The 18,619-nt window shown below is 60.4% G+C and carries 18 protein-coding genes and 3 pseudogenes; 7 read left to right on the top strand and 14 right to left on the bottom strand.

Annotation, left to right across the window (positions count from 1 at the left end; all coding sequences use genetic code 11):
* Positions 1–14: 14 nt before the first annotated feature.
* The 12 genes and pseudogenes from KG088_RS11600 to KG088_RS11545 form a co-directional block, all read right to left on the bottom strand.
* The gene (locus KG088_RS11600) at positions 15–989 is read right to left on the bottom strand and encodes a malate dehydrogenase (protein WP_213825693.1); all 975 of its coding nucleotides are present in this window, start codon (positions 987–989) and stop codon (positions 15–17) included.
* A 188-nt stretch (positions 990–1,177) separates the two neighbouring features.
* Positions 1,178–1,402, bottom strand: a complete 225-nt coding sequence (locus KG088_RS11595) for a hypothetical protein (RefSeq protein WP_213825692.1) — start codon at positions 1,400–1,402, stop codon at positions 1,178–1,180.
* A 135-nt stretch (positions 1,403–1,537) separates the two neighbouring features.
* Entirely contained in the window at positions 1,538–2,209 is a 672-nt protein-coding gene (locus tag KG088_RS11590; RefSeq protein WP_213825691.1) for an alpha/beta hydrolase, read from the bottom strand.
* Positions 2,210–2,313: 104 nt separating this feature from the next.
* Positions 2,314–3,601 (bottom strand): annotated as a pseudogene (locus KG088_RS11585) (SLC13 family permease).
* Between the two features lie 199 nt (positions 3,602–3,800).
* On the bottom strand, positions 3,801–4,007 hold the full coding sequence (locus tag KG088_RS11580; RefSeq protein WP_213825690.1) for a cold-shock protein: 207 nt from the start codon (positions 4,005–4,007) through the stop codon (positions 3,801–3,803).
* 242 nt (positions 4,008–4,249) lie between these two features.
* Positions 4,250–5,911 (bottom strand): GMC family oxidoreductase, encoded by a 1,662-nt coding sequence (locus tag KG088_RS11575; protein ID WP_213825689.1) that lies wholly within the window; start codon positions 5,909–5,911, stop codon positions 4,250–4,252.
* 20 nt (positions 5,912–5,931) lie between these two features.
* Positions 5,932–6,474 carry an aldehyde dehydrogenase family protein gene (locus tag KG088_RS11570; RefSeq protein WP_213825688.1) on the bottom strand — a complete coding sequence of 181 codons (543 nt, stop codon included), beginning with the start codon at positions 6,472–6,474 and terminating at the stop codon, positions 5,932–5,934.
* A 103-nt stretch (positions 6,475–6,577) separates the two neighbouring features.
* Positions 6,578–7,384, bottom strand: a complete 807-nt coding sequence (locus KG088_RS11565) for an ABC transporter permease (RefSeq protein ID WP_213825687.1) — start codon at positions 7,382–7,384, stop codon at positions 6,578–6,580.
* A 13-nt stretch (positions 7,385–7,397) separates the two neighbouring features.
* Positions 7,398–8,285 carry an ABC transporter permease gene (locus KG088_RS11560; protein ID WP_213825686.1) on the bottom strand — a complete coding sequence of 296 codons (888 nt, stop codon included), beginning with the start codon at positions 8,283–8,285 and terminating at the stop codon, positions 7,398–7,400.
* Entirely contained in the window at positions 8,278–9,441 is a 1,164-nt protein-coding gene (locus KG088_RS11555) for an ABC transporter ATP-binding protein (RefSeq protein ID WP_213825685.1), read from the bottom strand. The genes KG088_RS11560 and KG088_RS11555 overlap by 8 nt, the downstream gene beginning before the upstream one ends.
* A 24-nt stretch (positions 9,442–9,465) precedes the next feature.
* Positions 9,466–10,581: a substrate-binding domain-containing protein gene (locus KG088_RS11550; protein ID WP_213825684.1), complete on the bottom strand. Its 1,116-nt coding sequence runs from the start codon at positions 10,579–10,581 to the stop codon at positions 9,466–9,468.
* A 254-nt stretch (positions 10,582–10,835) separates the two neighbouring features.
* The gene (locus KG088_RS11545) at positions 10,836–11,042 is read right to left on the bottom strand and encodes a PepSY domain-containing protein (protein ID WP_250148224.1); all 207 of its coding nucleotides are present in this window, start codon (positions 11,040–11,042) and stop codon (positions 10,836–10,838) included.
* A gap of 58 nt (positions 11,043–11,100) precedes the next feature.
* Here KG088_RS11545 and KG088_RS11540 point away from each other — a divergent pair.
* Positions 11,101–11,301: pseudogene (locus tag KG088_RS11540) on the top strand (winged helix-turn-helix domain-containing protein); the annotation flags it as partial.
* 227 nt (positions 11,302–11,528) lie between these two features.
* Positions 11,529–11,723 (top strand): hypothetical protein, encoded by a 195-nt coding sequence (locus KG088_RS11535; protein WP_213825683.1) that lies wholly within the window; start codon positions 11,529–11,531, stop codon positions 11,721–11,723.
* Between the two features lie 69 nt (positions 11,724–11,792).
* Here the strand turns inward: KG088_RS11535 and thpD are convergent, their stop codons facing one another.
* Positions 11,793–12,728: an ectoine hydroxylase gene (gene thpD, locus KG088_RS11530; protein WP_213825682.1), complete on the bottom strand. Its 936-nt coding sequence runs from the start codon at positions 12,726–12,728 to the stop codon at positions 11,793–11,795.
* Positions 12,729–13,359: 631 nt separating this feature from the next.
* On the opposite strand from thpD, the gene KG088_RS11525 reads away from it, so the two are divergent.
* From KG088_RS11525 to KG088_RS11510, 4 genes are all read left to right on the top strand, one after another.
* Positions 13,360–14,067: a Crp/Fnr family transcriptional regulator gene (locus KG088_RS11525; RefSeq protein ID WP_213825681.1), complete on the top strand. Its 708-nt coding sequence runs from the start codon at positions 13,360–13,362 to the stop codon at positions 14,065–14,067.
* Between the two features lie 241 nt (positions 14,068–14,308).
* Positions 14,309–15,574 (top strand): phospholipase D-like domain-containing protein, encoded by a 1,266-nt coding sequence (locus tag KG088_RS11520; protein WP_213825680.1) that lies wholly within the window; start codon positions 14,309–14,311, stop codon positions 15,572–15,574.
* Positions 15,575–15,832 (top strand): hypothetical protein, encoded by a 258-nt coding sequence (locus KG088_RS11515; RefSeq protein WP_213825679.1) that lies wholly within the window; start codon positions 15,575–15,577, stop codon positions 15,830–15,832.
* Positions 15,790–16,050, top strand: coding sequence for a hypothetical protein (locus KG088_RS11510; protein WP_250148223.1), 261 nt, complete (start codon positions 15,790–15,792; stop codon positions 16,048–16,050). The genes KG088_RS11515 and KG088_RS11510 overlap by 43 nt, the downstream gene beginning before the upstream one ends.
* 85 nt (positions 16,051–16,135) lie before the next feature.
* Here the strand turns inward: KG088_RS11510 and KG088_RS11505 are convergent.
* A pseudogene (locus KG088_RS11505) lies at positions 16,136–17,169 on the bottom strand (outer membrane protein assembly factor BamB family protein).
* A gap of 746 nt (positions 17,170–17,915) precedes the next feature.
* On the opposite strand from KG088_RS11505, the gene KG088_RS11500 reads away from it, so the two are divergent.
* On the top strand, positions 17,916–18,548 hold the full coding sequence (locus tag KG088_RS11500; RefSeq protein WP_250148221.1) for a PRC-barrel domain-containing protein: 633 nt from the start codon (positions 17,916–17,918) through the stop codon (positions 18,546–18,548).
* The last annotated feature ends 71 nt before the right edge of the window (positions 18,549–18,619 follow it).

Here is an 18,619-nt window from a genome sequence, read left to right as displayed (position 1 = left end):
CGGAAGCCGAAGGATCAGCCGAGCAAATGCTCGACGGCGGCACGCTCTTCGCGTAGCTCGTCTTCGGTAGCCTTCATGCGGCCACGGCTGAAATCATCGACTTCGAGGCCCTGAACAATCTCGTAGTGGCCGCTCTTGCACACCACCGGGTAGGAATAGATGATGCCTGGCTCGATGCCGTAGCTGCCATCGGACGGAATGCCCATGCTGACGATACCGTCGCTGCCCAGCGCCCAGTCACGCATGTGATCGATCGCCGCCGAGGCCGCCGAAGCCGCCGAAGATGCACCGCGCGCCTTGATGATGGCAGCACCGCGCTGCTGCACGGTGGGGATGAAATCGTTCTCGTACCAGTCGCGCTCGATCATCTCCAGTGCGGGCTTGCCGCCCACCTTGCAGTGGGCCAGATCGGGGTACTGGGTGGCACTGTGGTTGCCCCAGACGATAATGGATTCCACATCGGTAACGTGCTTCCCGACCTTCTGGGCCAGTTGCGTCAGCGAACGGTTGTGATCCAGGCGCATCATCGCCGTGAACTGCCCCTGGTCGAGGTCCGGCGCGTTGCAGGAGGCGATCAGCGCGTTGGTATTGGCCGGGTTGCCCACCACCAGCACCTTGATGTTACGGCTGGCGTTGTCATTGAGCGCCTTGCCCTGCACGGAGAAGATCGCCGCGTTGGCTTCCAGCAGATCCTTGCGCTCCATCCCCGGGCCGCGAGGGCGGGCACCAACCAGCAGCGCGTAATCGCTATCCTTGAAGGCGACGTTGGCATCGTCGGTGGCAACGATGCCCTGCACCAGCGGGAAGGCACAGTCGTTGAGCTCCATCACCACGCCGTTCAGGGCGTCCATGGCCGGCGGGATCTCCAGAAGCTGCAGGATGACCGGCTGGTCCTTGCCCAGCATGTCGCCGGAGGCAATACGGAACGCGAGGGAATAGCTGATCTGGCCGGCAGCGCCGGTAATGGTAACGCGAACGGGGTCTTTCATGGTGACTCCTTGGGTTTTCAACGCGTGGATTGTCGCCGTGAGGGTCGGCCTGGCAGTTTTCGCTCGCCCAGGCCGGCATTCGAACCGCGAAAATGGTATTCCTGCGGTGCACAAAACTCAATGCGACCTGAGGCTAGACCACACGCCATCCCTCCGGGCCACTCAGTCACATCGTCAGGCAAGCAGACTCAGTCGTCCTTGCGATTGGCCGCCTTCTCGATCAACGCTTCGGTTTCACTGGAAGGGCCATGCTCGAGGGCGGATTCCGCTTCATGCCAGAGGCATATGTAACGCCGGCAAGAGGCGCAGAACACCTTGTCATCGGGATTCTTGACCTCCGACACCTGCATGCGATGGCTGCCGCATGCCGGACAGCCGGACGGCAGGCGAAAATCGGTAGACAGATCAGACATGGTCGCTAACTCCTTTTAACCTGAAGATACCTGCAAGAGATTGGGATGATATCGACGACTTCAAGCGATAATGGGGGCATCATCGCCGACCTTTCTATCTCCACAAGCCTTGCTACCATCAGCATGGCACCGCCGTCATGAATCCTCCAACCGCCCGCCCAGCCATTTGCCGATATCCTGTACCTGCTGGGGGCAGACCGCATGGGCCATGGGATAGCTGCGATATTTCGCCGGATAGCCTAGCGACACCACTTTCTCATAGGCGGCCTTGCCCAGTGCCTCGGGCACGACCGGGTCAAAGTTGCCGTGATGCACCTCGATGGGTAACCCACGGTTGGCTTCGGCAAGCGTGATACTGTCGGCGGTCGCGAAATAGGTCGACATCGCCAGCAGCCCGCCCAGCGGACGCTCGAACGACAACGCGGCCTCATAGGCCACTGCGCCGCCCTGTGAGAAACCAGCCAGTATGATTCGCCGGCTGTCGATGCCCTGTTCGATCTGCGCTTGAACCAGCGCCTGGATACGCTTGGCGGATATCTTTAATTGCGGTTCGTCGACCCGGCGATCCAGGCTCATCTCGAGGATGTCGAACCAGGCCGGCATGACCATGCCACCATTGACGGTGACCGGCATCTGTGGCGCGTGGGGAAGAATCACGCGTACGCTGGCATCGGCGGGAAGCGGCAGCGCCGGCACCATCGGCTCGAAATCGCGGCCGTCGGCTCCCAGGCCATGCAGGATGAAAAAACAGGCATCGGCGGGCTTACCGTTGCGCGGCTCGATGATCAGTTCACCGGGGTTGCTCATGGGTGCGAAATTCCTTGGGCTTTCGAGACGATCGGACAAAAGAGAATGAAACCCCCGCTACCCTACCGCAAAGCGGCCGCGACGGCGAGACGGCCAGGCATCACTCAGAATGGCCAGACCAGCGGAATCAGTGCCAGTGCCACGGCCCCCGTCAGCAGGTTGAGCGGCCCTCCCAGGCGCAGGAAATCACTGAGACGATAGCCCCCCGGCCCCTGAACCATGAGATTGGTCTGATAGCCAATGGGCGTCAGAAAGCTGGCCTAAGCCGCGAACATGACCACCACCACGAAGGGCATCGGGTTGACCCCCAGGCTCTTGGCGCTGGTCATGACGATGGGGAAGGTGACCACCGCCGCGGCATTGTTGGTGACCAATGCCGTGAGTAGCGCCACCACGATATAGGTGGCCACCAACAAGGCCCAGGGATTGCCCCCGGCCAAGGCAAGCACATTGCCCGCCAACACGCCCGCGGCGCCGGATGTCTCCAGGGCGGCGCCGAGGCCGAAAGAGGCAGCAATGGTGAGTAGCACTTGCGTGTCCAGGCCACGCTTGGCCGCCCCCACGCTGCAGCAGCCGGTAAGAAGCGTCAAGGCCGCGCCCAGCATCGCGGCATTCATCATGCTCATCACGCCCAGCGAGGCCAGCACCACAACACCGGCCAGGATGCTCCAGGCCAGCCAGGCCTTCTCATGCGCCGGCCTCGCCGCCCCATTGACCTGACTGATCAACAGGAAATCGCGCGATTGCCGATGGCGCTCGACAAAGGGCGGGCGCGCCTCCAGCTGCAACACGTCGGCGGCCTGCAGGCGCACCTGACCAAGGTTGCCGACGACTCGCTCGCCACCTCGACAGACCGCCAGCACCGCGCCGTTTCGGTAGCATTCTGGGTCCTAGCACGATCAGATATACTAGGCCGTGCACCACCAGATTCGTTCTGGTGCCGAACAGCGTGATGGTGCAACCGATGATGGAAGCGAAGCTCAGCGGTATCAGCAAGCGGTGCGCGGGCAGCCGTTGACTCCAGCTCAGAACCGCGGGGATATAGGTTGCAACTACCGGCGTATTGTTGAGAAACGCACTAAGTGATGCCACCGGCAGCAGCAGGCGTATCAGCGCCTTGAGCTCACCGCGAGGGCGTCCGAGCGCGTAACGTATGATCAGGTCGATGCCCCCCGTCTCGCGGATACTCGCGACCAGCACGTACATGAACGCCACGGTGAACAGCGCGCTGCTGGAGAAGCCCGCCAGCGCCTGGTCGGGTTCGATCACGCCCAGCGTCAGCAGGAGGATCACCGCGCCGAGCAGCACGATATCGAGCCCATAGCGGGAGAATGCCATCAGTGGAAAGACAGCAGTAACGACGATGAGGGCGAGCCAGGCGTCCAGCGACATGAGGCAGATCCGTCACAACAGGCAGAGAAACCATTCTGGCGGCGCCAGATTATTCTAAAAAGTTATTTTTAATAATTTTTTAATATCAATTAATTATAAATGCGCGAATAATACACACGCAAAAAGACCCGCATAAGCGGGTCTTTTCCACTACCTAAGGTAGTGACATCTAGGTCATGACAGACTCAGCCGATAAGGCTCAGTTGACGACCTGGATGTTGGAAGCCTGGAGGCCTTTCTTGCCCTGGGTGACGTCGAAGGAAACCTTCTGGCCGTCTTGCAGAGACTTGAAGCCGTCAGCTTGAATCTCGGAGAAGTGAGCGAACAGATCGTCACCGTTGTCGTCCGGAGAAATGAAGCCAAAACCTTTAGTATCGTTGAACCACTTAACTGTACCGGTAGCCATTTTTGAATTCCTCAAATAGCGTGTGATTGTGCCGGGAGATACCCGAAATGCAGTGGGTAAAACAAGAAACTTTCACCGGGAAATCGATGCTACAGAGCGTTTCGATGACCACTTGCGATGTTCGACTTGCTAACCAACTGCACGCATCATGCCCCCTTGCCGGGCACAGGTCAAACACTATTTGTTCTGGATGACAGGGTTGTTACCCTGCCGTTGTCGTATCTCGCTTGGCGATGGCATCACTACTCGCCGGTGAGAATCCAGTTAGCCGCCTTCTCGGCGATCATCAGCGTCGGCGAGTTGGTGTTGCCGCTGGTGATGGTGGGCATGACACCCGCATCCACCACGCGCAGCCCCGCCACCCCGCGCACCCGCAGGTGAGCGTCCACGACCGCCAGGGGATCGTCGTCGCGCCCCATCTTGGTGGTGCCAACCGGGTGGAAGATGGTGGTGCCGATATCACCCGCCAGGCGCGCCAGCTCCTCGTCGCTCTGGTATTCCACACCGGGCTTGACCTCCTCGGGCGAATATTTCGCGAAGGCTGGTTGCTCGGCAATGCGCCGCGTGACCCGCAGCGAGTCCGCCGCCACCTGGCGATCCTCAGGGGTGCTCAGGTAGTGGGGATCGATAGCCGGTGCCTGGCGCGGGTCGGCGCTCTTGATGCGCACCGTACCGCGACTGGTCGGATTGAGGTTGCACACACTCGCCGTGATCGCCGGGTAGTCGTGGAGCGGCTGACCGAAGGCTTCGAGGCTCAGCGGCTGGACGTGGTATTCGATGTTGGGATGGGTGTACTCGTCTGAGCTACGCGTGAAGGCACACAGCTGCGAGGGCGCCATGCTCATGGGCCCGGAGCGTTTGAGCAGGTACTCAAGCCCGATGCCCGCCTTGCCGACCAGCGAGTTGGCCATGGTATTGAGCGTCTTGGCGCCCCTGACACGATACACCGAGCGGATCTGCAAATGATCCTGCAGGTTCTCGCCGACACCCGGCAGGTCGTGGATCACCGGAATCTCGTGCTCGCGCAGCAGGTCGGCCGGACCGATACCGGAGAGCTGCAGTAGTTGCGGCGAGCCGATGGCGCCGGCGGAGAGAATTACCTCGCGGTCCGCCTGGGCGAGTATTTCCTCGCCCTCACGCTCGACGCGCACCCCCCGGCAACACACCTCGCCACCCTGCGCCGTCTCGCCGCCTCGTTCCAGCATCAGCCCCAGCACCTGCGTGGAGTGCCAGAGCGTCAGGTTATTGCGCTTTTCGGCCGTACGCAGGAACGCCTTGGCGGTGTTCCAGCGCCAACCTGAGCGCTGGTTGACCTCGAAGTAATCGACCCCCTCGTTATCGCCGCGGTTGAAATCGCGGGTTCGCGGAATGCCGGCTTCCACGGCCGCGGTAGCGAAGTCGTCGAGCACCTGCCAGCTGAGACGCTGCTTCTCCACCCGCCACTCGCCGCCATGGCCATGGTAATCGCGATGAACGCCATCGGCGTCGCCGCCGGCATCCAGTCGATGATGATCTTCATGCTTCATGAAGTCGGGCAGGCAGTTCTCCCAGCGCCAGGCGTCATCGCCGGCGGCCTCGGCCCAACTGTCGTAGTCGCGGGCCTGACCGCGGATATAGAGCATACCGTTGATGCTCGAGCTGCCGCCCAGAGTCTTGCCGCGGGGATAGATCAGCGAACGACCATTGAGTCCGGGGTCGGACTCGGTGCGAAAGCACCAATCGGTTCGCGGGTTGTTGATGCAGTAGAGGTAACCCACCGGGATGTGTATCCAGTGGTAGTTGTCGCGACCGCCCGCCTCGATCAGCAGCACCCGATTGGTCGGGTCGGCACTCAGACGGTTGGCCAGCAGGCAGCCGGCGGTGCCGGCGCCCACGACGATGTAGTCGAAGGTTTGCTTGGCCATGAGATCCCCTCTCGTTCCACTCACTTGTGAGTCGGCATGGCGAATTCGGAACCGGCATCGATGGAATCCGACCAGCGCTGCATGATCGACTTCTGCTGGGTATAGAACCGCACACCCTCTTCACCGTAGGCGTGAGTGTCGCCGAACAGCGAGCGTTTCCAGCCACCGAAGCAGTGCCAGGCCATGGGCACCGGGATCGGCACATTGATCCCCACCATGCCGACCTGGATACGGCAGCCGAATTCACGGGCCACTTCGCCCTGGGCATCGGTGAACACCTTGCCGTGCTCGAGGGTGATGGCTCGCGCCAGCTCATCCTTGTGGGCATTGAGCAACTCCAGGAATCGGAACATCACCCGGGCACGGCGAATCGGCGGGGTGTCGGCCCAGGCCGGAAAGGCCGCACTGGCTGACGACACGGCGCTATCGACATCGGCATGGTTCGCCAGGGAGATTTTACCGGTTACCTGGCCGGTGGCGGGGTTGAAGACATCCTGGGCCTGACCGGACACGCCGGCTGACGTTTGCCCATCGATATAATGCTGAATACGGGTAGTGCTCATGGTGGCTTTGTCTCTTGGTTGGCGATTTTATTGTTGGAGGGCACCAATCCTGCGGCAGGAAGAGATGCCATTGATGACTAGATTAGACCGATAGCCATCAGGATCATATGCTCGACCTGGTGCGTGCCGCTTCGCGGCGCCGCTTGACTTCATAGACGATGGCCAGCGCCACCGTGACCAGAATCAGGATCAGGCCTAGCGCATTGACCGCCGGCGTCAGGCCGGTACGAACCTTGGAGGCGATATAGACCGTCAGGGTAGTGTCATGACCGACCACGAACAGCGAGGTGTTGTAGTTCTCGAAGGATTGCAGAAAGGCGATCACGGCCGCCGAGTAGATCGCCGGCTTGAGATAGGGCAGCAGGATGCGGCGAAACATCTGCCACTGGCTGGCGCCGAGATCCAGCGCCGCACGCTCCATGGTGCGATCGAAGCGCTGCAGGCGCGCCGTTACCATCAGCATCACGTAGGCGGCAATGAAGGTGGATTGCCCCAACACGGTCAGGAACCGCCCGCCGGTGACGCCCAGTTCCCGCCAGAAGATCAGCGTCGAGATGCCGATGATGACGCCCGGCGTCAGCAGGGGCGAGAGAATCAGCGCATAGAGAAACGGCTTGGCACGGCTGGAGACGGTATTGAGAAATAGCGCCGTGGCAATGCCAATGGGTACCGCCAGGCAGAGCACGCCCGCGGCGACGACCGCGCTGTTGGCCAGCGCCTGCCACATGCCGCCGTCGGCGGCGAGCTCGCCGAACCAGCGCAGGGTCGTGCCGTCCCAGGGCGTCACCGTGGGAAAGCGGCTGTCGTTGAAGGTGGCCGCCGCCATCACCAGCAACGGCAGGAAAAGATAGCCGAAGAACACCACCACGTAGAAGCGCAGGCCCAGCGCCAATAGTCTCTGCGAGCTCACGCGCTTGCCTCCCTCATCTGGCGATGTCCCCCAGCCCGACCTTGAAGAACTTCATGACCAACGACATGAAGCCAATGCACAGCACCAGCAGCAGAAACGCATAGGCCGCGCCCTGGTTCCAGTTGCCGCCCTCGAAGAACCAGTTGTAGATGATCTGGGTGAACCAGCGACTGCCCGGCGAACCCAGCAGCGCCGGCACCGCATAACTGCCGGCGGCGAGCATGAAGGTCATGATGCAGCCGGTAGCGATGCCGGGCTTGGCGTGAGGGATGACGATGCGCCGATGAGTACGGATAGTCCCCGCCCCCAGGTCTCGCGCAGCGCGCACCTGGTTGTCGTCGAGGCTTTCGATGGCGTTGTACACGGGAAACACCATGAACAGGATATAGGCGTAGACCATGCCGATCATCACGCCGCCATCGCCGCTGAGAAAGCGGATCGGCCGCTCAATCAGCCCCAGCATCATCAGCACCTCGTTCAATGGGCCACGAAACGCCAGGATGATGAACCAGGAGTAGGTGCGCAGGATCTCATTGATCCAGAAGGGAATGATCAGCAGCAGCAGACACAGCGCCGCCTGACGGGGAGTGGCCACCTTGGCCAGGTACCAGGCCAGTGGATAGCTCACCGCCAGCGTCAGCAGGGTCACCAGCACGCTCGACCACAGCGTCTTGAAGAAGATCGCCCGATGAATCTCGTTGTTGAAGAGCGTCACATAGTTGGCGAGCGTCCAGCCATCCTCCGGGCCACCTCGCTGGGCGGGCAGTAGGTTGGGCCGAAAGGAGTAGTCGATCATCTGCAACTGCGGCAGGGTCACCATCAGGATCAGCCAGATGCCCAGCAGCGTCAGGATCGCCATGGCAAGCGGACCGCCGAAGCGCGCCTTGAGCTGCCTAAACATGCGACCTCGCCTGCCGATCCGCCTCCCTGACCTCACCGGTAGCCTCATCGACCACCGGGCTGCCGTCGTCGGGAAGTACCACGGCATCCTGGGGGTCATAGCCGAAACCCATGCGCTGGCCGACCGACAGGGCGTCGGCATAATGCCGCGAGATCTCATGACCGAGCTGGACGCGCAGCGTCTCGCCCGAGGCGAGAAGCCGGGTTTCCAGCATCACCCAGGCGCCCTCGAAATGTACCGCCTCGATCTCGGTGTCAAGCTGCGGCCCGGGGCTGTCGGGAGTAACCGGCCGTAGATGCTCCGGGCGCACGAACAGCGCCACAGACTTGCCATTGCTCAACGAAACACCTTCGCCTGCCCGACCGGCCAGTTCACCGAGCGTGCCGGCGTCGAGCCTGACCCTCTCGCCTTCGCGGTCGACCACCGTCGTCTCGAAGCGATTGTTCTCGCCCACGAAGGCCGCCACGAAGCCAGTGGCCGGGGCACGATAGAGCGTCATCGGATCGGCCACCTGCTGGATGCGCCCCGCCGACATCACCGCCACCCGGTCGGACATGGTCAGCGCCTCGCCCTGATCATGGGTGATATAGATGAACGTGATACCGGTCTTGCGCTGAATCGCCTTAAGCTCGGCGCGCATGCGCTGGCGCAACTTGAGGTCGAGCGCCGAGAGCGGTTCGTCGAGCAACAGCACCCGCGGCTCGACGGCCAGCGCCCGGGCGATGGCGACGCGCTGTTTCTGCCCTCCGGACAGTTCGGTGACCTTCTTGGGCCCGCTGCCTTCCAGCGCCACCAGCGCCAGCAGGCGTTCGGAAGTGTCGCGTCGCTTGCGCTTTTCGACCCCGCGCACTTCCAGCCCGAACTCGATGTTCTCGAAGACCGTCATCAGCGGGAACAGCGCCAGGTTCTGGAAGATCATCGCCGTCGGGCGCCGATTTACCGCCCTTCTGGCCATCGGCTCGTTGCCGATGAACACCTGGCCCTCGCTGGGGGCGAGAAAGCCGCTGATGATATTGAGCAGTGTGGTCTTACCGCAGCCCGAAGGGCCGAGAAAGCTGAAGAACTCTCCCGAGCCGATCTCGAGCGATGTGCGTTCAATGGCGGTGAAGTCGCCGAAGCGCATCACCACTTCATCCAGTCGGACGCTACCGTCCATCGTCACCTCGTGGCCAGGCATCCGTCAGGCGGACAGATAGCGATCCTGATACTCGTTCCGCAGGGCCACGTACCAGGGCTCCTGAATGGGCCACCACCAGAGGTTGGCCAAGTCTTCCTCCGTGTAGGACTCGGTGAAGAAGTTGCGCGTCGCCTCGGGCAGCAGTTCGGTCGCGCCCTTCGCGGTGGAGTTGTAGCCGGTGGCCTCGACGAACATGGCGCCGGACTCCGGCGTGTAGTACCAATTGATCAGCTCGTAGACAGCGTCGGGGTTCTGGGCGTTCCTGGGAATCACGAAACCCTCCATCCAGGCGAGTGCGCCCTCGCGTGGTGTGCCGTAGGCGATATCTTCGCCCTCCTGCTGCAGGCGGAAGGCGGTGGAGTCCCAAGTCTGGCCGATGATCGCGCCGTTGGTGCGAAACGCCGCCTGGGCCTCGTTCTCGGTGTCCCAGAATTGCACCAACATCTGTTTGTGCTTGACCGCCTCGCCGAGGATGACGTCAAAGTTGGCGCGCATTGCCTCTTCGCTCTTGTAGGAGTCGAGCATGGGATGCGGCAGCTTTCCCTCGCGCTCCAACCACAGGCCGATGCCGACCAGCGCCGAGTGGCCGCGCACCGTGACACCCTGACCGTGTTCGGGGTTCCACAGGTCGGCGTAGCTCAGGGTGGCGCGGTCGACGTCAGCGAAGCGGCGGTGCCAGGTGATGGCCTCGGTGCCCCAGTCGCTAGGTGCGAAATAGCGCTTGCCATCGACCACACCCCCGGTTTCGGAGCCTTCGATGGCGCTGTCCAGTGCCCCGCTCCAGTTGATACGCGACTCGTCCAGCGGCTGGATCAGGTTGTAGTCGAGGTAGCCCGGGACACGGTCCACGGTAGGCATGATCACGTCGAAGCCACTGCCATCGCTGGCGCGCAGCGAGTTCATCAGCTCATCATTGGTGCCGTAAGGGGTAAACGTAGCCTGAATGCCGGTCTTGTCGGTGAAGTCCGCCAGCATCTCGTCGGAAAAGTAACCCGCCCAGGCGTAGATGCGTAGCGTCTCGTCCTGCGCCAGAGCCTTGTTGATGTAGAAGGACGGCACGGTGGCGGCGGCACCGGCGGCCAGGCTACCCTGCAGGAATCGGCGACGTGTAAACGACATGACGAGCTCTCCAAGTGAGTGAGGCGGACCATTTGACGCGCAACCCGGTGACGCCTTCATGACCATTGAATGACGATTCAATGCACTTGGATAAGCCTAGCACCCTATAAGCGAAGCCCCTGCCGCAGCGTTTCAACGCCGTTCCAGTCCTCTGTTTCCTGCCTAACCTCAGTTTCCTGTCAGTCCCTTCCCATCAACAAGAGGGCGGCAGTAGGTCGACCGTCACAGAAAAGATGCGACTAGACGCCAAACGGTCAGTCGCGCTCGACGTGGGTCACGCCACTCTCGCCGAGGCGGGTAGTAATCTCGAGTTCGCGGCCCTGATCATTACGCCCCTCGATCTCGATGGTGCCGTCCTTGTCGATCTTGATCTCCTCAAAGTCGACCATACCCTCGGCACTCGCCGCATCGAAGGCCTGGCGGACGTCGTCGGCGGTAATGCCCCAGGCGCCGGTAATCAAATGCTGGCGTTCCTCCTGGAGCGACGAGCACTGGCAGGGCCTGCACGATGAGGTACGCAGCGGCCGGCCGGTGAGCCTGATGGCTCAGGAATCGCGCCTGGTCGCCTACCTGCTGCATGCCGCGCCACGGGTAGTCAGCCATACCGAGTTCGCCGAGCATGTCTACGATCGCGACCATGAGCCGGACTCCAACGTCATCGATGTCCAGATCAGCCGTCTACTGCATGAACGCTCGCTGGGTGACCCACGCTTCGACTAGGTATTTTCCGGCTGGTACGGGCAAGTCGGCGATGCGAGCACCCTGACCCTGTGCGATGTCCTCGGCCCCCGGGAGACCCCGCTCAGAGTCATCGAGCGCGTCATAAATCTGGCACCGCTGGAAACGCCCTTGCATGTCAGCGAGGTGGCCGGTTCGCGAGAGGAATTCGACCGCGGGGTCACTCGCCTCAATCGCCTGCTGGCGCTCTCCCTGGTCGGGCTGGGGGCTTGCTGCTGGCCAGCCTGGCGCTTCAGATCCACTGGGGGCTGGCCCCGGTCGTGGAAGGACTCGAACGGCTGACCGGGCGCCGCGGCCTGGGTCTGGCTACCCGATCGCCCTTTCTCGGTGACCACATCAGACACTTGAGTCGGGTAGACCGGGCGATTGCTCGTCCCGGTCTACCCGACCATCTTCTTTTCTGAGTCATCCCGATGAATTAGGCGGGGCCAGGGCGACTCCCTGCTTTTTATTTGCCCAGGACCCTGCGTTGGTCAGGCCAGTTCTGGGAAATCGTCATGCATCGTCAGGGGTGCGGTGTTCTTCCGGGCCCCCAAAAAGTCGGGCCGTTCCGACTTGGCGGCATAGGGCTCTTTCAGCAGGTTGTCGACACTGTTGTAGACAAAGAACAGATTGGACCTGGGCCAAGGGGACATGTTTAGGTTCGATGCGTGCAGCGTATTGCCCTCAAACAGCATCAGCGAACCTGCCGGCCCTTTAGGCGCCTGAATACCGCCGCGATTGGCCATCATGGCGAGTGCCTTCTGGTCCGGAACCCCTAGCCGCTGGGCCTTGAGGGATTCTTGCCAGTTGAGGTCCGGCGTTTCACCCACGCAGGGGATGAAGTAGTGGTGGGAGCCGGGAATCAACATCAGCGGGCCATTGAACTCGTTATTGTCCGTGAGCATCAGCGAGGCACTAACCGACCGCATGCGGGGCATTCCATCTTCACTGTGCCAGGTCTCGAAGTCCGAGTGCCAGTAAAAGCCACTGCCTTCAAACCCCAACTTGTCGTTAATCCGCGATTGGTGAATGTAGACCTCACTGCCGAGCAGCTGCCTGACCATACCCAGGATGCGGGGGTCTCGGGTCAGGCGGCTGAAGTGATCGGAAAGCTCATGCATGGCGAACACTGAGCGGATGTCGCCGGTGTTGGGGTCCTGGATAACCTGGTCTGATGCCAGCATTTCCTTGTCCTGACTCATCTCACGAAGTTCGTCGAAGAACGGAGCCATCCGCTCCTGGTTGAAGAACCCTTTAAACCACAGAAAGCCATCGCGCTCATATTTTGATAACGCGACCTCATCCAGCGGCCCATGCCACCGGTATTCATTGCCGGAATGAACCACGGGGTCGGTCCGGATAAACGGCTCGACCCGATCTTCGGACTCTTTTAGACGTGAAGGAAAGGCATCATTGGATTGTTTCATAGTAATAAAGAATCCCTTTATCTTTAAATGAATGCACGGCGGTCTCAATGACCAAGCGTTCAGGGACAACAACCAGGGACAACAACCATGAGTCCCGACCATCCCAATCCATCAGAGGAATTTAAAGGTGGCCACAGGTCTCGTTCAGGGGCACACAACTCTCGGAACGGCTTGAGCAGGAAGTTCTCGAATAACCAGATATAGTGAAATATCCTTGTTTAGGCATTTCTTTTGCCACACTCACCCTCAGGGTAAACATTACGGCGCGCACTCACTGTGCGCTAACGAACGCAGCGTTGCGGAATGGGGGAGACTTAAGGAAATTCCGCCCTGCGCATCCTGGAGGAAAACCGTAAGGCTCGATAGACCTGTTGAAGACCGAGATCCTCTCCCGGTCACCACTTGATCACGTTTCGATGTCTTTACCTCGTAGAGGCCCTCACCCCCCATACACATGAGCGAAACCAATGTTTTCCACCGCACCGACTGGATAGAAAAAAACGCCCATACTAACGTCCTAGGTGTCGTCGATGTGAGAGATATTTTCTTTCCCGATCGGTTTCTGCCATCGAGGTTTCATGATGTTCTTTCCATGTGCCGATGGCTAATTATTCACTCTAGGACAGGTCACATGAGTTTCACGACCTCCCTTTCTCATACCAATCGACTTCTCGACAGCCTGCCTGAAGAGGAAAGGGAACGATTTCTCGCCGACTGTGAGACCGTGGATTTGGAACACGGCCAGATGTTGGCCAAGCCGGGTGAAAGGATCTCTCACGCCTTCTTTCCCATTGACTGCCTCGTTTCCCTGGTTGCCTCCCTGAAGAGCGGAGGTCAGCTGGAAGTCTCCATGGCCGGCAATGAAGAGATGGTGGGGATCTCCCTGATGCTCGGGTCAGAGAGAAGTTCGCTTCAAGCGGTCGTCCAGGGGGCGGGACCAGCCCTGCGTGTGTCGTCGGCCTGCTTCCTGGACCACCTCGAGGGGAGTCTCGCGCTAGAGGAACTGTTGAGGCGCCATCTCTACGTCTTGGTGAGCCAGTTATCCCAATCCGCAGCCTGTGCCCATTTCCACCAATTGGAAGCGCGTCTGGCACGCGCGTTGTTGACGGCTCATGACAGGACCCGGGGTGACCAGTTGCGTCTCACCCACACGTTTCTTTCCTCGATGCTGGGCGTGCGTCGTGAGGGAGTCTCCGTGGCGGCCAAGGCGCTGCAAAGGCGCGGCCTTATCGACTATTACCGTGGCAGGATCACCGTACACGATCGCCTTGGCCTCGAGGAGGCCTCCTGTTGCTGCTACGCCGCCGATTGCGAGATCTACGATCAGATGCTCAGATAGGTAGTGTGAGCGTCCTGGCGTGCGGATTTTCAGACATCCGTTTAGGCCTGGCACCCTCTTGCCGATCATGAAACCAGGCGGTTGCCTATACTCAGCGCTGGTCTACAGTGGCAACGACATCCGCTACCGCATCCTCGGTGCCGGATTGCTGCGTGCCGCAAATAGAAAGCCGCCCGTATCCATTGACTGAGCTGTTCTCCTTTGTCCAGCTTGGATGTCATCGACTGGGAGCCAGAAATCTATGCTCTGGGTAATCGGGACCACCGTGCTGGCCACCGGCCTGACGCTGTTATTGTGGCAGAACGTCAAGCCACCCGAGAAAGCGCTGGAGCGCAAAGTCGAGCATCGCTATGTTGTCTCCGATCCGCAGTTTCGGCGCGAGATGTCCGTCTTGCTGGGTCCGAGGATAGTGCGCGGCAGTAAGGTGACCCCGCTGCAAAACGGCAACGAGATCTTTCCAGCGATGCTGCAGGCCATCCGCTCGGCTCAGACGTCGATCACTTTAGAAACCTTCATTTACTGGTCGGGGCAGACCGGCGAAGAGTTCACGCAAGCGCTTTCTGAACGGGCCCGAGCGGGCGTGCCGGTTAGCGTCATCATCGACTGGGTCGGTAGCAATAAGATGGAGCCGTCGCTGCTGGATTCCCTGCAGGCCGCCGGGGTGCGTTTGCATCGATATCGGCCGCTGCAGTGGTACAGCCTCCAGCGCATGAACAACCGCACCCATCGCAAATTGCTCGTGGTCGATGGATGCATCGGGTTCACCGGAGGGGTAGGCATAGCGGATCAGTGGACTGGCGACGGAGGCGATCCCGAGCACTGGCGAGACACTCACTTCCGGATTGACGGGCCCGTCGTGCAGCAGTTGCAAGCGGCCTTCAACGACAATTGGATCAAGATCACCGGCCAAGTGCTGAACGGCCCGAACTACTTTCCGGACCTGCAGAAGGAGGGCGAGATGGAATCGCACGTATTCCTTGCCTCGCCATCCGGCGGGAGCGAGAGCATGCACCTGATGTATCTACTTGCCATCGCGGCAGCCGACGCGACTATCGACTTGGCGGCGTCCTACTTTGTGCCCGACAGGCTGTTGATCGAGGCCTTGATCGCTGCCCGCCGTCGGGACGTTCGCGTTCGCATTCTATTGCCTGGGCCGCACATCGATTCGCTAACGGTCAAGATCGCCTCCAAGGCCGATTGGGGCGTGCTGCTGCACGCAGGTGCCGAGATCCACGTCTATCAGCCGACGATGCTTCACACGAAGCTGCTGGTTATCGATACCGAGTTTGTTTCGGTGGGTTCAACCAACTTCGACATTCGCTCGATTCGGCTCAATGACGAAGCGAGTCTTAATGTCTATAGCAGCGACTTCGCAACACAGATGACGGCGGCGTTCGAGAACGATCTGCTGGCGGCTGAGCCGTATTCCTATGCCCAGTGGAAAAGCCGCGGGTTGCGTGAAAAAATTTCGGAAAAGGTTCTGTTCCCCGTCATATCGCAGCTTTGATTGCTGTCACGACCGCTCGATCGCTCCTGGCTGACTCCTCCGCTGGTGGCCTTTCTGCTGGGCATCCTGCTCAGCCCCCATGGGCTCGGGTGGCTTAATCCCTCAGCGTGGGGCAATGTCTATACGTTGCTTGAAGAGACCGCCCGCCTGACGCTTGGTATCAGCCTGATGGGCATCGCCCTGCGCTTGCCGCGCTCGTCTTACTGCTGCGCCGCTTGCCGGTCATCTCGGCACTACGGCCCTGGCTGCCACCGGTAAGGGAGAAGCCGTTTGCGCTGGTAATGGGCTGGTTCGGTCCGATCGGTGTTTTGGCGCTCTTCTATGCCGTGCTGATTGCCAGGCGAATCAAAAACGACACGGCCTGGGTGGTCGGCAGCCTGATCGTGGCCGTCTCGATCATCGTGCATGGCGTGACCGCGGCGCCCTTCGCCAAGCGTTATCAGCGCCAGGCGTCGCAGGCAAGGTGGGGTCGTTGAAATAATCGAAAGAGTTGCTCCTTCACACAAGGCGGGGCGAGTCCGAAGACCCGCCCCGTCTTCTTCTGCGATTGGCTGCCGGCGGCTAGTCTTCCGGCAGCGCGTAGACCGCGATCTGATCGCCGACATCAGCTTTCAGAATGGTGTTGCCGCCGGCAATGAAGGCAACGTACTCGCGACCGTTGTATTCGTAGACCGCAGGGTTCGATACGGAGGGCGCCTCGACCTGGTCTTCCCACAGCTCCTCGCCCGTCTCGAGCGAATAGGCGAGCACCTTGGCGTCCATTGAGGCGCCAATGAATACCAGCCCGCCGGCTGTGACCGCTGGGCCGCCGATCGTCGGCGAGCCCCAGCTTTCAGGCATGAAGAAACCGTGTTGCTGCGAAGCACCCACCGGGCGACGCCATTTCACCTCACCGGTGGTCATATCGAGGGCCACGAGTTCACCGAAGGGCGGTTCCCAGCAGGGCATGCCCAGCCAATTCATCGCCACTTTGAGGCGCATGCCATAGGGCGCCCCTTCCTGTGGCGCGAAACCCACTTTATTGCCCGAGCCGGTGTTGGCTTCCTCGTACGCCTCGCGCCCATAGAGCTTGACGTACTGCACAATGTGAGAAGTGTTGACAATCGCCGTCTGGCTCTCCGGATCGAAGGCCACTCCACCCCACTGTGCACCGCCCGCCGTGATGGGGTAGCCCAGCGTGCCTTCGCCTTGGGTGGTAGGCGGGGTGTACAGGCCTTCGTACCGGAGATCCTCCCAGAGTGCCGAGCATTCACCGAAGCTAACGGCATCGGCCAGCGCCCAGACCTCGGGCTTCTCGGACTGATCGAGCAGCGGCGCCGGTTTGGTCGGGAAGGGTTGGGTCGGGGCGTAATCCTCTCCGTCGACACTTCCATCACCGCCAGGCACCGGACGCTCCTCGATCGGCCAAACGTCTTCGCCGGTTTCGCGATTAACCACAAACAGAAAGCCCATCTTGGTCGCCTGGATCAGCGCCGGTATCTCCTCACCCTCCACCGTGATATCCATCAACGAAGGGGGGCGGGGGGATCGTAATCCCAGATATCGTGATGAACCCATTGCCGCGACCAGACGACTTCGCCCGTCTCAATATCCATGGCGGTGGTTCGCCGCCACGAAGAGCACGATGGCGCCCGCTCTGGACGAGTGAGGTTCCGACATGTCGTCCGTATCTCCTTGAACGGGATGGTGCGCTTTGTTCCTGTTTCGCCAGTCGCGCTATGGCGTCAGGTCGGAAAATCGTTAGCGACGTACGGTTACTTGACGGTGATCCCTACATCCTGAGGTAGCCCGCGATCGGCGTCCGGCCCAGCCGAGCCCGATAAGCAGGCGGACCCGGCGCCGTGTCCGCTGCACGTCCAGCCTAGTCGATGTTTGGCGAGGCTTCCGATTCGCGTGACACCACTCCGTCACAGCGGCGCCATCTGCGACCATGACGACGATCAAATGCTGAGAGGCTCCGGCGGAAAACGGTTGCATCTCGCCGAAAGTGCGTCCTTCTCTACCATAGCTGTCGTCATATCCGCGCGACACTCAAGACCAGCCATCCCGTGTCGCCCAGCGACAGGGACTCGAACGACACCCCTTGTGCATCAGGCAAGGCAGGGTAAAAGAGAGGGGCCTTGACACCAACTTCTCATCCAGATTGACGCGCGACAGCGACGCCCTGTACGCCAGCGCACAGATAAGATGGCACAGTTCGCCTATTTTAAATGTGGGTGCGGCAAGGGAACAGCCTGTACAGGGAATTGCACCATGCGTCGCACGGACCGCGACGCCATCATCTCAGGATGAGATTTCGCAGCATCCTGACACAGGAAAATGCGCCAAGGAGGAAAGCTTCATGAGACTGTTACAATCCGCTTCTATTTTAGCCGTCGCAATTGCCTCGGCCACGGTCGCGGCTCAAGCTCAAGCAGAGGAAAATAATGGTAATGTAACCGCTATCAGCGAATGGAATTATGACACCATCTATGAAGAAGGTGGCATGACAGCGGAAAGCTTGATGGACACAGAGGTTTTAGGCTCGGATGATGAAGAGATCGGTAGCGTTGAGAACATACTTCTCAACGATAAGAACGAAATCGTTGCCATCATCGCTCAAGTTGGCGGCTTATGGGACATTGGCGATACGCACGTCCTCGTCCCATGGGAAGAGGTTGAAGTCAACGAGGATGGCGTCTCGATCCCGGTTCATGAAGACAATGCCGATGATTATGGTCTGTTCGACGAAGATTATGTGACGAAAGAAGATCTTTCTTATATATCACAAATCGACGATGACGCCACCGCGGGTTCGCGACTCTGGAAACTTACCGACCTGCTGGATGACTACGCAAGTGTCGGGGAAGGTAACGGGTATGGCTACGTAGATAACCCCGCCTCATTCATAAGGGTGCCGGACGAGCGTTATGAACCCCTTGGTTGTCGGTACTGGACAGCATTACCGGCCTCGGGCTGCTTGGTAACCGGTTGATCTATGCCCTTACTGGCTTTCTCAGGCTCCTTTCATAACGTTCAGGAATTGATATTGACCGCCGGCGCAGC

The sequence above is a fragment of the Halomonas jincaotanensis genome (assembly GCF_018448785.1).
Taxonomy (GTDB): domain Bacteria; phylum Pseudomonadota; class Gammaproteobacteria; order Pseudomonadales; family Halomonadaceae; genus Halomonas; species Halomonas jincaotanensis.
The sequence above is the reverse complement of the archived record's forward strand: the minus strand, read 5'-3'. Positions and strand labels throughout refer to the sequence as shown.